Source organism: Butyricimonas faecihominis (genome assembly GCF_033096445.1).
Lineage (GTDB): Bacteria > Bacteroidota > Bacteroidia > Bacteroidales > Marinifilaceae > Butyricimonas > Butyricimonas faecihominis.
Map to the genome: position 1 here is coordinate 3204174 of NZ_AP028155.1, position 14798 is coordinate 3218971.

At 47.4% G+C, this 14798-nt stretch carries 12 protein-coding genes and 1 pseudogene; all 13 read left to right on the forward strand.

Annotated elements, in window-relative coordinates; genetic code table 11:
• Positions 1-293: 293 nt before the first annotated feature.
• Positions 294-4448 (forward strand): annotated as a pseudogene (locus R8806_RS13220) (helicase-related protein); the annotation flags it as partial.
• A gap of 215 nt (positions 4449-4663) precedes the next feature.
• Positions 4664-5878: a site-specific integrase gene (locus R8806_RS13225; RefSeq protein ID WP_004292757.1), complete on the forward strand. Its 1215-nt coding sequence runs from the start codon at positions 4664-4666 to the stop codon at positions 5876-5878.
• A 920-nt stretch (positions 5879-6798) separates the two neighbouring features.
• The gene (locus R8806_RS13230) at positions 6799-7350 is read left to right on the forward strand and encodes a UpxY family transcription antiterminator (protein WP_004292758.1); all 552 of its coding nucleotides are present in this window, start codon (positions 6799-6801) and stop codon (positions 7348-7350) included.
• Between the two features lie 103 nt (positions 7351-7453).
• Positions 7454-7843, forward strand: coding sequence for a hypothetical protein (locus R8806_RS13235; RefSeq protein ID WP_004292759.1), 390 nt, complete (start codon positions 7454-7456; stop codon positions 7841-7843).
• Positions 7844-7862: 19 nt separating this feature from the next.
• Positions 7863-8684 carry a polysaccharide biosynthesis/export family protein gene (locus tag R8806_RS13240; RefSeq protein ID WP_004292760.1) on the forward strand — a complete coding sequence of 274 codons (822 nt, stop codon included), beginning with the start codon at positions 7863-7865 and terminating at the stop codon, positions 8682-8684.
• A 27-nt stretch (positions 8685-8711) separates the two neighbouring features.
• Positions 8712-9482 carry a helix-turn-helix domain-containing protein gene (locus tag R8806_RS13245; RefSeq protein ID WP_007840971.1) on the forward strand — a complete coding sequence of 257 codons (771 nt, stop codon included), beginning with the start codon at positions 8712-8714 and terminating at the stop codon, positions 9480-9482.
• Between the two features lie 20 nt (positions 9483-9502).
• On the forward strand, positions 9503-10201 hold the full coding sequence (locus R8806_RS13250) for a GNAT family N-acetyltransferase (RefSeq protein ID WP_004292762.1): 699 nt from the start codon (positions 9503-9505) through the stop codon (positions 10199-10201).
• 151 nt (positions 10202-10352) lie between these two features.
• Entirely contained in the window at positions 10353-10898 is a 546-nt protein-coding gene (locus R8806_RS13255) for an AAA family ATPase (RefSeq protein ID WP_009145352.1), read from the forward strand.
• A gap of 59 nt (positions 10899-10957) precedes the next feature.
• Positions 10958-11875, forward strand: a complete 918-nt coding sequence (locus tag R8806_RS13260) for an aminoglycoside phosphotransferase family protein (protein ID WP_002779679.1) — start codon at positions 10958-10960, stop codon at positions 11873-11875.
• A 4-nt stretch (positions 11876-11879) separates the two neighbouring features.
• Positions 11880-12299: a pyroglutamyl-peptidase I gene (locus R8806_RS13265; RefSeq protein ID WP_002788929.1), complete on the forward strand. Its 420-nt coding sequence runs from the start codon at positions 11880-11882 to the stop codon at positions 12297-12299.
• Positions 12300-12455: 156 nt separating this feature from the next.
• Complete coding sequence (locus R8806_RS13270) at positions 12456-13001, forward strand: AAA family ATPase (RefSeq protein WP_004292764.1); 546 nt, start codon at positions 12456-12458, stop codon at positions 12999-13001.
• 33 nt (positions 13002-13034) lie between these two features.
• Complete coding sequence (locus R8806_RS13275) at positions 13035-13913, forward strand: class I SAM-dependent methyltransferase (RefSeq protein ID WP_007215979.1); 879 nt, start codon at positions 13035-13037, stop codon at positions 13911-13913.
• A 35-nt stretch (positions 13914-13948) separates the two neighbouring features.
• The gene (gene erm(B), locus R8806_RS13280) at positions 13949-14686 is read left to right on the forward strand and encodes a 23S rRNA (adenine(2058)-N(6))-methyltransferase Erm(B) (protein WP_002292226.1); all 738 of its coding nucleotides are present in this window, start codon (positions 13949-13951) and stop codon (positions 14684-14686) included.
• Positions 14687-14798: the final 112 nt, after the last annotated feature.

The window sequence follows — 14798 nt, forward strand, 5'->3', positions numbered from 1 at the left end:
AACGGAAGAAAAGCGGTAAGTCCAAAGGGAAGAAAGCCGTACAGCCAACATTGTTCTCCCTCCCGAAGAGCGGAAAGGAGGAAGCGGCGAAAAAAGAAAGCGGAAAAGTGAAAGCCAAATCCACAGAAGCGGCTTCCGACATCACGTCCTTGACTCCGGAAGAAGCGCAGGAAATGGAGGAAATTATCCGCAACAGGATGGATGTGCCGCAAGCGTCCCGACAGGAAACCGTTTCTGCCACTTCACCCGATGTGAAAGACGCTTCCGAAACCACAGAGGACGATGACCCGGAGGATGCCATCTACCGCAGTCTGGACTGGGAGACCAACCCGCCCATCAACGGCTTCTATGAAATGATGATGTCGCTCACGCCGGAACGCCGGGCGGAACTGCGCCGCCTCGGTCGGGAGAAGATGGATGCCAATGCAGCCAAACAGGCGGAAAGGGCGGCGGAGGCGAAAAAAGAAGAAAGACAGGCTACGGAAATGGAGCAACCATCGTCCGTGCGCCCATTTTATCCCGTTGAGAACGGTTTTGAGGCGGAAGGGAAAGCGCAAATCGAGCGTGTGGAAAGGGAAATGCGCGAGGAAGAAGCCGCCTTGACACCCGAAGAACGGCAACGCCGGAAAGAGGAAGCGATGATGCCACGCCCGTTCAAGGGCATCATGGAGCCGCACTTGAAAGACGGCTCTCTGGTATGGGAACACACAGGCGGCGTCCGCTTCCAAATCGGGGTGCTGAGGGATGTCACCAGGTACGGGGCGACTTTCCAGCCGCTCGACATGGAGGGGATGCAGGCGCAGAAGGCACAGTTGTACATCGACCTGCGTAACACCTACGAGCGGCTCTACGTCCACGAAGCGGAGAACCACGAGGAAAACGCCCTGCTGCGCCGCAACCTGAACACCTACTACGATGAGTTCGTCATGCGCTACGGCAACCTGAACGCCAAGCACAACGCAAAGTTCATCCTGATGGACGCTTCGGGGCGCAACATGCTCTCGTTGGAGCGCGGCGAGGACGGGCAGTTTGTCAAGGCGGACATCTTCGACCGTCCCGTTTCCTTTTCGCAGGAAACATTGGTCGAAGTGGAATCGCCCGAAGAAGCCCTGTCCGCCTCGCTCAACCTGTACGGCGGCGTGAACCTGCCCTACATGGAATCCCTCTGCGACCTGCCGCAAGCGGAGATGCTGGAAGCCCTGAAAGGGCGGGTGTTCTACAACCCGTTGGCGGAGGGCTACGAGATTGCCGACCGCTTCATCGCCGGGAACGTGGTGCAGAAAGTCGCCGACGTGGAGGGCTGGATTAGGGAACACGAGGGACACGCAATGCTGCCGCAGGCGCAGGAGTCATTGGCGGCTTTGCGCGAGAATGTGCCCGAACAAATCCCCTTCGAGGACTTGGACTTCAACTTCGGGGAGCGTTGGATACCCACGGGCGTGTATGCCGCCTACATGAGCCGCCTGTTCGACACGGACGTGCGGATAACCTACTCGGAAAGCCTTGACGAGTATTCCGTGAACTGTGCCTGCAAGACGATGAAAATCACAGACGAGTTTCTGGTAAAGGGCTATTACCGCAACTACGACGGCATGAACCTGCTGAAACACGCGCTGCACAACACCTGCCCGGACATGATGAAAAGCATCGGCAAGGACGAAAACGGGAACGACATCAAGGTGCGCGACAGCGAGGGCATCCAGCTCGCCAACGCGAAGATTGACGAAATCCGAAACGGCTTCACCGAATGGCTGGAAGAACAGTCGCCGGAGTTCAAGAAACGCCTGACAGATATGTACAACGGCAAGTTCAACTGCTTCGTGCGCCCGAAGTACGACGGCTCGCACCAGAAGTTCCCGGGCTTGGACCTGAAAGGCTTGGGCATAAAGGACTTGTACCCCTCGCAGAAGGATTGCGTATGGATGGTGAAACAGAACGGCGGCGGCATAGGCGACCAGGAAGTTGGCGGCGGCAAGACGCTGATAATGTGCGTCGCCTCCTACGAGATGAAGCGTCTGGGCTTGGCGCACAAGCCGATGATTATCGGGTTGAAAGCCAACGTGAGGGAGATTGCCGAGACCTACCGCAAGGCTTACCCCAACGCCCGCATCCTCTACGCCTCGGAGAAGGACTTTTCCGCCGCCAACCGGGTGCGCTTCTTCAACGACATCAAGAACAACGATTGGGATTGCGTCATCATGTCGCACGACCAGTTCGGAAAGATCCCGCAGTCGCCGGAGTTGCAGCAGCGCATCTTGCAGGCGGAACTGGACACGGTGGAGGAAAACCTTGAGGTATTGCGTAGTCAGGGCAAGGACGTGTCACGCGCCATGCTGCGGGGCTTGGAGAAACGCAAGTTCAACCTGCAAGCCAAATTGGAAAAGGTGGAACACGCCATCAAGACGAGGGCGGACGACGTGGCGGACTTCAAGCAGATGGGCATCGACCACCTCTTTGTCGATGAGAGCCACCAATTCAAGAACCTGACGTTCAACACGCGCCACGACCGAGTGGCGGGGCTGGGCAACTCCGAGGGGAGCCAGAAGGCGCTGAACCTGCTGTTCGCCATCCGCACCATACAGGAACGGACGGGCAGGGATTTGGGAGCCACGTTCCTCTCCGGCACGACCATATCCAATAGCCTCACGGAGTTATATCTGCTGTTCAAGTACCTGCGCCCGAAGGCGTTGGAGAAGCAGGACATCCGCTGTTTCGACGCATGGGCGGCGATATTCGCTAAGAAGACGACCGACTTTGAGTTCAACGTAACGAACAGCATCGTGCAGAAGGAACGTTTCCGCTACTTTATTAAAGTACCCGAACTGGCGGCGTTCTACAACGAGATAACCGACTACCGCACGGCGGAGGACATTGGCGTGGAACGTCCGAAGAAGAACGAGATACTGCACCACATTCCGCCCACGCCCGACCAAGAGGTGTTTATCGGAAAGCTGATGCAGTTCGCCAAGTCCGGCGATGCGACTATCTTAGGCAGGCCGCCGCTGTCGGAAACAGAGGAAAAGGCGAAGATGCTCATCGCCACGGACTATGCCCGGAAGATGGCATTGGACATGCGCATGATTGACCCGAATTACGAAGACCACCCCGACAACAAGGCGAGCCATTGCGCCAAGATGATAGCGGAATACTATCATAAATACGATGCGCAGAGGGGTACGCAGTTCGTGTTCAGCGACCTCGGTACATTCCAGCCGGGCGGCGGATGGAGCGTCTATACCGAAATCAAGCGCAAGCTGGTGGAGGACTACGGCATACCCGCCCATGAAATCCGCTTCATTCAGGAGTGCAAGACCGAGAAGGCAAGGAAGGCGGTCATCGAGGCGATGAACGAGGGGCAGGTGCGTGTGCTGTTCGGATCGACGAGTATGCTCGGCACGGGTGTGAATGCCCAGCGCAGGGCGGTCGCCATCCATCACCTCGACACGCCGTGGCGGCCGTCCGACCTCGCCCAGCGTGACGGACGGGCGGTCAGGAAAGGCAACGAGATTGCCAAGCTGTACGCGGACAACAAGGTGGACGTCATCATCTATGCCGTGGAGAAGTCGCTGGACTCGTACAAGTTCAACTTGTTGCACTGCAAGCAGACGTTCATATCGCAGTTGAAGTCCGGCGCGATGGGCGCACGAACCATCGACGAGGGGGCGATGGACGAGAAGTCGGGCATGAACTTCTCAGAATACATGGCGATACTGTCGGGCAACACGGACTTGCTGGACAAGGCGAAGCTCGAAAAGAAAATCGCCTCGCTGGAGGGTGAGCGCAAGTCGTTCAACAGGGGCAAGCGCGATTCTGAACTGAAGCTGGAAAGCAAGACAACCGCTCTGCGCAACAACCAAGCCATTATCGCCGCCATGACGGAGGATTGGGAGAAGTTCACCGCTGCCGCACAGATCGACAAGGACGGAAACCGGCTCAACCTGATAAAGATTGACGGGCTGGACACCACCGATGAAAAGGCCATCGGAAAGCGGTTGCAGGATATAGCCAAGAACGCCACGACAGGCGGAGTACCCCAGCGTATCGGTGAATTGTACGGCTTCCCCATCAAGGTGGTGAGCGAGCGGACGCTCAGCGAGGGGTTGGAGTTCATCGACAACCGTTTCCATGTCGAGGGTAACTACAAGTACACCTACAACAACGGGCATTTGGCGATGGCGGACACCCATGCCGCCGCCTTGAACTTCCTCAATGCGTTGGAGCGTATCCCGGCGATTATCAAGCAGTACGAGGAAAAGAACGAGGTGCTGGAGCGTGAGATACCGCAGTTGCAGGAGATAGCGGGCAAGACGTGGAAGAAGGAGGAGGAACTGAAACAACTGAAATCCGAACTTTCCGCTCTTGACCGCAAGATACAGTTGGAACTGGCTCCTAAACAAGAGCCAGTACTGGAAGAAGACGGAAAGGGAAAAGAATCCCAGAAAGAAAGTCTCCATGCCGGGGTATCTCATGAAATCGTCCCGACTCCGCCATCAGACAGGCACACTTGGCATATCCGTCCGGAAATGCAAACGGAGGCACCTTTACCGCAGGTAAAGAAAGTGAGGATTTGAGGCGCTTGGATAAAAACAGTTAAGGGGCATACGGGAGGACAACCGTATGTCCCCGGCTCACTTATATTTTATCAGCAAAAAAAACGATTATTATGGCAACAATAAAAATCAAGTTCAGGTCCTCTTCGGTCGCAGGCAAAGAGGGCACGTTATGTTATCAAGTGATACACGGGCGGCAGACCCGCCTGATTAGTACGGGGTATAAATTGCACCTTTATGAATGGGACAAGGAAGCGGGCAAAATCCGCAGCGTGAAAGGCAATCCGGACCGGGAACGCTATCTGGAAGCCTTGCGTTTCCGTATGGAGGAAGACCAGAAACGGTTGAACGGCATTATCCGGAAGCTGGAACAGTCAGGGAAACTTTCTTCCGAGCAGATAGTCCTTGCCTATCACAGTCCGGAAGGACATGACGACTGTTTCTTTGTCTATGCCCGGAAAGTCATCGACCAGACCAAACGCATGGGGAAAGAGCGGACATCCGAAGTCTATGCCAGTTCACTCAACAGTTTCATCCGTTTCCGGGGCGAAGCGGGAGATGTACCTTTGGATGCGATGGATTCCGTCATGATGATGGAATACGAGGCTTACCTGAAGCAGAACGGGAAATGCCCGAATACGGTATCTTTTTACTTGCGCAATCTGCGTACCTTATATAATAGGGCATCGGAGGAAGGATTGGTGGAAAACCGCAGTCCGTTCCGCCATGTCCATACGGGAGTTGAGAAGACGGTCAAAAGGGGCGTATCCTCAGAAATCATCGGACGGATCAAGAATCTGGATTTGGAATTATATCCGGCCTTGGCTTTCGCCCGGAACCTGTTCCTGCTCTGCTTTTATCTTCGCGGCATGTCTTTCGTGGACTTGGCTTTCTTGAAAAAGAAAGATTTGCAAAACGGCGTGCTTGTCTATCGGCGGCACAAGACCGACCAACAGCTTTGCATCAAATGGGAGCAGCCCATGCAGGAAATTGTCCGGAAATACACAAATCCGGATTCTCCTTACCTTCTTCCCATCATCAAGGTGCCGGGAGAAAAGGAAAGACGGCAATACCTGAATGCCTCGCATGTGATGAACAAGCGGTTGCAAAAGATTGGCCGGATGGTTGAATGTCCCATCAAGCTCACGTTTTATGTCGCAAGGCATGGGTGGGCCAGCATCGCCAAGAGTCAGAATGTGCCCGTGCCTGTCATCAGCGAGGCGTTAGGGCATGATTCGGAAGATACGACCCGCATCTATTTGGCCCTACTGGATTCTTCGGTGGTGGACAAAGCCAACAGCAAGGTCATCCGGTCTATTGGCAGATAAGAATGATTGGGTACCCCCAAACACATTTTGTAAGTTGAGAGATTCCCCTTGAACCTTTCCCGTTCAGGGGGATTTTTGTTGGACAAAGTGGTAAATCTCTCTTTAAGAGATGTTTCGCACGCCGCAAAATTACAAAAAATACTGCAATCCACACAGGATGAATCCTGAAAATTACGTTTTGGGCGAACCTTCCCACAGGATTTGTTCGACAAAAGAAGAAGAATTGTTTGACAAATAAAAGTGTATGAATTAACAAACTGTTTATTTTCAAATAAATAGCAGGTTGGATACATCTCTTAAAGAGAGATGTACCGATTCAAGGCCTGAGAGCGCGATGTACATTCTGTAGTGGTAGCCTCATTAAAGGTACAGCTATCCTTTGTATATAAGCGGATTAGGGGGGGAATAAAATGCGAATCGACAAGAAAACCGTTGGGAAAAAGGCTTGGCGGTAGAAAGTGGATTTGTTCGACAAATCGGTGTATCTCTCCGTAAGAGATGTATTTCGCATGCAAAGTTACACACAATTGTTGGGAAAACGGTGATAAATACCAAAAAAGTTAAGAAATGAATAGTTTCCAATACGTCCTTAAAAAGGATTTGTCGAACAGTTGTTTGACAAATTGTAATTATTACATTTTATACTTCATTGGATATCACCTAATTATCTCCAATTGCTAAACATGATACATCTCTTACGGAGAGATGTACCGATAATGTACATGATTTCGAGTCTACCAAAGTACGATTGAGGTCATGCCGAAATAAGATAATGATAGCATATATAATGCTGGGGAATTTCCCCGAACTTTTGGATAATACCGTTGTAACTACATGTGTTTCAATATATAATAAACACTTGGAGGAGTCGGAAATGTATCCCTTCACCAACTAAGGCGTAAGGCTATCCATTTATTATCATGGACGAAATACTACCTATAGAGGATAAACTGCACTGGTATGCCATGCGTGACCTCAAACGCAGACATGCCAAATTGCCCGCCTACAAGATGTTCGAGAACTTGAAGGTGCAGTGTTTCACTCCTATGGTGCATCGTTTGGTCGTAGTTGGTGGCAAGCGGGTGGATCAGGAAGTGCCTTTCATGCAGGACTTGCTTTTCGTGAAAGACACGAGGGAGCATCTTGATGCCATTGTGGAGAGTACCCCCAAGCTTCAATACCGTTACAAGCTCGGTGTACAGCACACTCCTATCATCGTCCCTGTCGCAGATATGGAACGTTTCATCAAGGCGGTAGAAGCCAGTGATAATCCTAAGTTCTATTCCCCTGACGAGGTGACACCGGAGATGAGAAACCGGAAAATCCGCATCATCGGCGGGCAGTTGGACGGATATACGGGCACATTGGTGACCACACGTGGTTCGAAGACAAAAAGGCTGCTGGTGGAACTGCCCACCTTGTTGGCTGCCTCCATAGAAGTAGAAGCGGAGTATATTCAGCTTATTCCATGAGGATATGAACCGATTGTAAATTTTTCCCTAACAAACAGGAAAAATCAATCCCCCTTGCGACCGAAAATTAATGCTATTATAAATTGATTTAATCACAATTTCAATGAACAGGTTCGGCATAGAGCTTGGCAAGTTGATGGAGAATCATCTGTCAGACATACTTTTCAGTGAGCGTTCCAATAGAGAGCATATTCATCTGTACCGTGTTGATAATTATTGGGTGGCATTCGAACGTTCTGCTTTTCACCTTTGTCACATCTATACGAAATCGGTTATTAATGCGATGAAAGTGTTTCGTGTGCCCCTCCCTATTGTTGTGACAAGTGTAGAGGACAGGGAAATGCCATTTGCCGTAGGTGACATGGAGTGTATGAAAAGAACATTTGTAGAAAGGATATACAAGACAGGAAAGCCAGTTGACGGCAAATCATTCAATGAATGGCACTACCAAAACACCATAGTATTTCAAGACACAGGCTATAGAAGGTCTTAAACAAAGAAAAATCAGGAATATGAGTATAAATAAAGTATTTTACATCTTGCTCATTGTCGCAAGTACAGTGACACTGGGCTCGTGCGGTTCTTCCAAGGAAGTAGTTTATTTCCAGGATTTGAGACCCGGGGAAACAGAAATCAAGTTGCCTGAAGTGAAAGCCATTACAGTCCGACCGGAGGATAAGATTTCCATTATCGTCAACAGCCGTGACCCCCAGTTGACGGACTTGTTCAACCTGCCTTATGTGTCCAGGCAATTGGGTCAGTCTTTAAGGACAAATGGCGTGACGGCTTCAAGCAATCAAGGAGTATCCGCTTATACCGTAGATGCCAACGGTAAGATAGATTTTCCTGTACTTGGCAAGATACACGTGGCCGGAATGAAGCGGGAAGAAATCGCCGAATGTATCAAGAACGAATTGATAAAGGAGAATTTGGTGAAAGACCCTGTCGTGACCGTGGAATTTGCCAATCTCTGCATATCCGTGTTGGGCGAGGTGAACAGTCCGGGACGTTTCAGCATTGACCGGGACAGGCTGACCATACTCGATGCACTCAGCATGGCAGGCGACCTGACCATCTACGGAAACCGTTCCAAGGTGATGGTGTTACGGCAAGAAGGGGATGTGCAACGGGTGTACGGACTGAACCTCACTTCCGGCGAACACATCTATTCTTCACCCGCCTATTATCTGCAACAGAATGACGTGGTGTATGTGGAACCCAATGAAGTGAAAGCCCGTCAATCTACCGTCAACGGCAACAACGTGCGTTCCACCTCGTTCTGGATTTCGCTGGCATCGTTGCTGACTTCTGTGGCCATCCTCATTTTTAATTAATCACGTCCAATCTAAATATTGTATATCGTGGCAACTCAAAACAATATATCCAAACCTAAACAGAAGGAACTTGCGGAGAAGATAGGCGTTTCCGCTTCCCAGTTGAGCCGCATTGTCAGCGGCGAAACGAGAACGGTCAGCAGTGATATTCTCATAGGTGTGGCAAAGGAATTTAAGGTATCGACAGACTACATACTGGGCTTGTCCACCGTGAGCGTCCGTAAAAGCTACGATATTTCTGAATTAGGCTTGTCAGAGGGAGCCGTAAGGGGGCTTGTGACGGGCGCTGTTGATGTGCAAATCCTCAACCGCCTGTTGGAACACAGGAATTTTCCTAAGCTGATAGATTTGATACGGATTTATTTTCAGGACGCGGCGGCAAAGGGGATAATGGCACGAAACCAGCTTATCGAGATAGCAACGGCTTCCCTGTCCGACCTGATGAAAGAACACCCGGAACACCGGGCAGAAGCGAAGCAGGATTTACAGCTTTTGAACGCCCAAAAGATGGGGGAACATGAAGCGGAGATTGAAAAAATCAAAAATGTGTTCCTGGCTATCCTGCGGGACATTAAGAAAGACATAGACAACGGGGAACAGCTGGGAGAAGCTGTGACCGCCGCTATGTTCCAAGCCATGCGGGACGCACTGGCGGAACAGAAACAAAAACCGCTTTCCATTGACGATGTAACGGCGATGATAGCTGGACAGATCGGACAGCTTGCACCGATGGACGAGGAAACCGCCGACCTGTTTCAGCGGTTAGTAAAGAAAATGATTGAACAGGCAGAGAAATAAATGTAGGAGAATATTAGAAAATGGGAAAAAGCAACTCGTACTATATGCAGCTTCATGTAGAAGCACTGTTTACAATGAATGAAAAGAACGAACTTATGACTATAAGGGAACCATGGGACTCCACTTCACAGCCGGCTCCCCGCTTCTATTTGACAAGACCACTTTACGAAAAACCACATGCTTATTTTCGCGCTGACGTACCGAAAGAATTAAGAGAAAAACTACAATCAATTACCAACAGAGAGCCAGTACTGATGCTGCCGAATGAATCACCTATTTATGATAAAGAATATCGGCAACTATTAGGAGAAAGTAAGATTTCAGAAGATGCTTGTTTTTGGCTTCCTGAACAGCCAAAGTTAAAAGCCTGCTTACTCACTAAAGACAACATTGAGCCTCAGATGAGCCACTATTTTCCCTGGCTACCTGAAGAGTTGCTGGATGTTCCCTTTTGCGCTGCTTATTTGGAAGATTCTCAAGTCGTATCTATTTGTCGTAGTGTTCGGATTATTCTTGAGGCAGAGGAAGCGGGAATTGAAACGGCTGAACTTTACAGAAGAAAAGGGTATGCATTCCACACACTTGCAGAATGGGCAGAAGCAGTTAGACGAAATGGTAGTATTCCTTTGTATAGTGCGTCCACTTCTAACTTAGCCTCTTTAGGTTTAGCAAAAAAGGCAGGCGGCATTTTCTTTGGTAACGGTTTTTGCGTTTGCTGATTTATGGTTTTGGGGTATAATAAACTGTTTGAAGAAGAAAAGAAGCGGCTAAAATAGATTGCGGAGAAGTTGGACTTGCCGAAAAATCCAAACCCACAGCGGGGACGGAAAAAGAAATAGAGAACAGCAAATCGAAATAGGAGGAGTGAAAATGAACCAAGGAAGAATTATTGTGATTACAGGTTCGCCGGGAACAGGAAAGACAACAATTGCGTCGATTGTCGCAAAAGAATCGAACATGGATAAATCTGTGCATATGCACACAGACGACTTTTTCCATTATTTAAGCAAAGGAGCAATACCGCCGCATTTACCAGAGTCCAACGAACAAAATTTAGTTGTTATTGAAGCCTTTTTAGAAGCTGCAAAGCGCTATGCCCGCGGTGGATATGATGTAATTGTAGATGGAATTGTAGGGCCGTGGTTTTTAGAACCATGGAGAGCCCTTGTTCGAGAAGATTATGAAGTACACTATATTGTTTTAAGGGCCAGTAAAGAAGAAACTATGAAGCGAGCTGTGGAGCGCTCAAAATTAGACAGAAAAACAAATGTTGAATTAGTAGAAACCATGTGGGAGCAATTTTGCAATCTGGGAATATATGAATCGAATGTTATAGATACGACCACTTATTCCATTCAAGAAACTGTTTCCGCAGTACAAGAAAAAATCGCAAGTAGGGCAGCGTTGTTGTCTTAGATTTTTTTGCTTTTTTGTGGTATATTATCCTCAGACAGAGCTAAAGGAGAGAGCGGAACATGAAAAGCGATTATTCAAAAGAAAGCATCACAGAGTTTTTAAGCCGAAAGTACGGTGAGGATATAAGGCTTTTTCCGATAAAAGAAGGGCAGGAGTCACAGGCGTATTGGTTTTCGCGTGGCGGCAGAGAATATGTCGTGCGCATAAATTCAAATATGGAAGGCTTCAAAAAAGACAAATACGCCTATGAGCACTTCCGCTCGGATAGAGTTCCTATTCCAGAGGTTGTTGAAACAGGCAACTTTGACGGCACGCACTACTTCTGCATCAGCGTAAAAGCGGACGGGATTACATATGAGGACTCCGATGAAGAAACGGTTGTGCGACTGCTCGGCGATATTACGGATGTAACCGAAGCAATATCGCGAACCGATATATCAGGCACTTCCGGCTGCGGCGTGTTTGACAGCGATACGGGAAACGCTCCGTTTTACAGCTGGAGAGAATATCTTGCGGAGGTATTCGAGAGAGACTGGACGGCGGTAAGCAGGAGCTATGTTAACCTCTCACTCATCGACGAGCTTCTCGCGGCATATCGTGAGCTTATATCTTATTGCCCGGAAGAAAGAGCGCTGTTCCACGGGGATTTCGGCTCGAATAATGTTATCGTAGGCAAAAAATCGAGGATAAGTGGCGTTATAGACTGGGACTGCGCGGCTTACGGGGACTTTCTTTACGACATCGCGACCGCGTATTTTTGGCGGACATGGCTCATGTGCATGGAAAAAACTGCGGCGTATTGGGAGAGAAAATACTCTCACCTGCCGAGATATACCGAGCGAATTTTATGCTATGAGCTGCGGATAGGGCTGACGGAAATATACGAAAACGCTGTCGAAAACGATACTGAGACAACAGAGTGGCTTCAAAACAGGTGCCGCGAGATTTTGAGAGAATACAGACAAAGAAAGGCATGATAAAATGAGAATACTGTTCACAGGCTTTGACCCGTTCGGGGGAGAGAAAATCAATCCTGCGGGAGAAGCCGTAAAAATGATGAAAAACGAAATACAAGGCGCGGAAATTTTAAAGCTCGAAGTGCCGACGGTGTTTGGAAAGGCAGGAGAGGTTCTTAAAAAAGCGGTGGAGCAATACAGACCCGACGCGGTGGTGTGCGTAGGTCAAGCCGGAGGGAGAGCCGCCATTACTCCCGAGATGATAGCCGTGAACATAATGGACGCGCGCATTCCCGACAACGCCGGAAACAAGCCGTGCCACGAGCTTATAATAAAAGAGGGAAGAGAAGCGTATTTTTCCTCACTTCCGGTGAAGGATATCGAGAAAAATCTAAATGATAACGGAATTCCGTCGTCGGTATCGTATGGAGCGGACAACGAGTAAAAGAGTGACCGCCGAGATAACCCATTGCTCGGCGGTGTTCCTTTCCAAGTTAATTGCGTGATATAGATTGAAAAGTGGATAGATTTATGATATAGTGGATAGATTTATGATATAATGAGTTATCAACAAATCGGAATTTGTGGAGGTAAAATATAGATGAATCAAGGTAGAATTATTGTAATCACAGGTGCGCCGGGGACAGGAAAAACTACAACGGCATCTGCTGTTGCAAAAGAATCAGATTTGGAAAAGTCTGTGCATATGCACACAGATGACTTTTATCATTATTTGAGTAAAGGGGCAATACCACCGCATTTGCCAGAATCAAATGAGCAAAATTTGATTGTCATTGAAGCGTTTTTAGAAGCTGCGAAGCGATATGCTCGTGGGGGATATGATGTAATTGTTGACGGTATTATCGGACCGTGGTTTTTAAAGCCGTGGCAAAGTCTTGTTCGGGAACATTATGAGGTGCATTATATTATTTTAAGGGCAAGTAAGGAAGAAACCTTGAAGCGAGCTGTTGAACGCTCAAAGTTAGACCGAAAAACAAATATCGAATTGGTAGAAACAATGTGGGAGCAATTTTGCAATCTGGGAATATATGAATCGAATGTTGTAGATACGACCAATTATTCCATTCAAGAAACTGTTTCCGCAGTACAAGAAAAAATCGCAAGTAGGGCAGCATTGTTGTCTTAGATTGTTTTGGTGCAATTCCCATTTATCGAGCAGATGAAGTTGGGGAGCCGCCTGGAGGCGGCGGTGCCGAAGGATAAAATAGGAGATGTTAAGGTTATGAATAATGAATACGATAATGAGAAGTTTTTTGAAGAATATGCAAAGATGTCCCGCAGTAAAGAGGGGTTAAAAGCTGCTGGTGAATGGCATCAATTAAAACCTTTGTTTCCTTCGTTAGAAGGAAAATCTGTTCTTGACTTGGGGTGCGGATATGGCTGGCACTGCAAGTTCGCAGAAGAACAAGGAGCTACAAAAATATTAGGGATCGATTTAAGTAAGAAAATGATTGAGGAAGCCCAAAAGCGCAATTCAGGAAATCAAATTGAATATCGTATTAGCGGATTAGAGGAATATGACTATCCAGAAAATGAATGGGATTGTGTTATATCTAATTTAGCTCTGCACTATATAGAGGACATAGTGGAAATATTTCAAAAAGTGTATAGGACATTAAAACCAGGTGGAATTTTTCTTTTTAATATCGAACACCCTGTTTTTACCGCAGGAGTTGGGCAGGATTGGATTTATACAGATGATGGGAAACCGCAATATTGGGCGATTGATAATTACTTTATAACAGGAGAACGAAATACACATTTTTTAGGATGTGATGTAGTAAAACAACATCACACACTTACACAGATTATAATGGGATTGCTGAACAATGGGTTTGAGCTTAAAGTTGTAGAGGAAGCAGACTTTTTAGAAGAATTTGATCCACGCTATAACGAAGAAGGTGTATCAGAACTTGATGAACAATTTGAGCGGTTGCCAGACGGACACGAAGCAAAACGCAGTTACTATTTAGGCTTCCGACAAGCACAAAGTGAAGCAAGACCAAACATTGTTATTAGTCTATTGAAGTTAAATTAGATGCTAAAAATTTGTAATTAAGAAGGAGTGATTACATGAACAAAAATATAAAATATTCTCAAAACTTTTTAACGAGTGAAAAAGTACTCAACCAAATAATAAAACAATTGAATTTAAAAGAAACCGATACCGTTTACGAAATTGGAACAGGTAAAGGGCATTTAACGACGAAACTGGCTAAAATAAGTAAACAGGTAACGTCTATTGAATTAGACAGTCATCTATTCAACTTATCGTCAGAAAAATTAAAACTGAATACTCGTGTCACTTTAATTCACCAAGATATTCTACAGTTTCAATTCCCTAACAAACAGAGGTATAAAATTGTTGGGAGTATTCCTTACCATTTAAGCACACAAATTATTAAAAAAGTGGTTTTTGAAAGCCATGCGTCTGACATCTATCTGATTGTTGAAGAAGGATTCTACAAGCGTACCTTGGATATTCACCGAACACTAGGGTTGCTCTTGCACACTCAAGTCTCGATTCAGCAATTGCTTAAGCTGCCAGCGGAATGCTTTCATCCTAAACCAAAAGTAAACAGTGTCTTAATAAAACTTACCCGCCATACCACAGATGTTCCAGATAAATATTGGAAGCTATATACGTACTTTGTTTCAAAATGGGTCAATCGAGAATATCGTCAACTGTTTACTAAAAATCAGTTTCATCAAGCAATGAAACACGCCAAAGTAAACAATTTAAGTACCGTTACTTATGAGCAAGTATTGTCTATTTTTAATAGTTATCTATTATTTAACGGGAGGAAATAATTCTATGAGTCGCTTTTGTAAATTTGGAAAGTTACACGTTACTAAAGGGAATGTAGATAAATTATTAGGTATACTACTGACAGCTTCCAAGGAGCTAAAGAGGTCCCTAGCG

Excerpts from the sequence above, each read along its gene's own strand:
- R8806_RS13225 (WP_004292757.1), top strand. The coding sequence starts at position 4,664 with ATGGCAACAATAAAAATCAAGTTCAGGTCCTCTTCGGTCGCAGGCAAA.
- R8806_RS13230 (WP_004292758.1), top strand. The coding sequence starts at position 6,799 with ATGGACGAAATACTACCTATAGAGGATAAACTGCACTGGTATGCCATG.
- R8806_RS13235 (WP_004292759.1), top strand. The coding sequence starts at position 7,454 with ATGAACAGGTTCGGCATAGAGCTTGGCAAGTTGATGGAGAATCATCTG.
- R8806_RS13240 (WP_004292760.1), top strand. The coding sequence starts at position 7,863 with ATGAGTATAAATAAAGTATTTTACATCTTGCTCATTGTCGCAAGTACA.
- R8806_RS13250 (WP_004292762.1), top strand. The coding sequence starts at position 9,503 with ATGGGAAAAAGCAACTCGTACTATATGCAGCTTCATGTAGAAGCACTG.
- R8806_RS13255 (WP_009145352.1), top strand. The coding sequence starts at position 10,353 with ATGAACCAAGGAAGAATTATTGTGATTACAGGTTCGCCGGGAACAGGA.
- R8806_RS13260 (WP_002779679.1), top strand. The coding sequence starts at position 10,958 with ATGAAAAGCGATTATTCAAAAGAAAGCATCACAGAGTTTTTAAGCCGA.
- R8806_RS13265 (WP_002788929.1), top strand. The coding sequence starts at position 11,880 with ATGAGAATACTGTTCACAGGCTTTGACCCGTTCGGGGGAGAGAAAATC.
- R8806_RS13270 (WP_004292764.1), top strand. The coding sequence starts at position 12,456 with ATGAATCAAGGTAGAATTATTGTAATCACAGGTGCGCCGGGGACAGGA.
- R8806_RS13275 (WP_007215979.1), top strand. The coding sequence starts at position 13,035 with ATGAAGTTGGGGAGCCGCCTGGAGGCGGCGGTGCCGAAGGATAAAATA.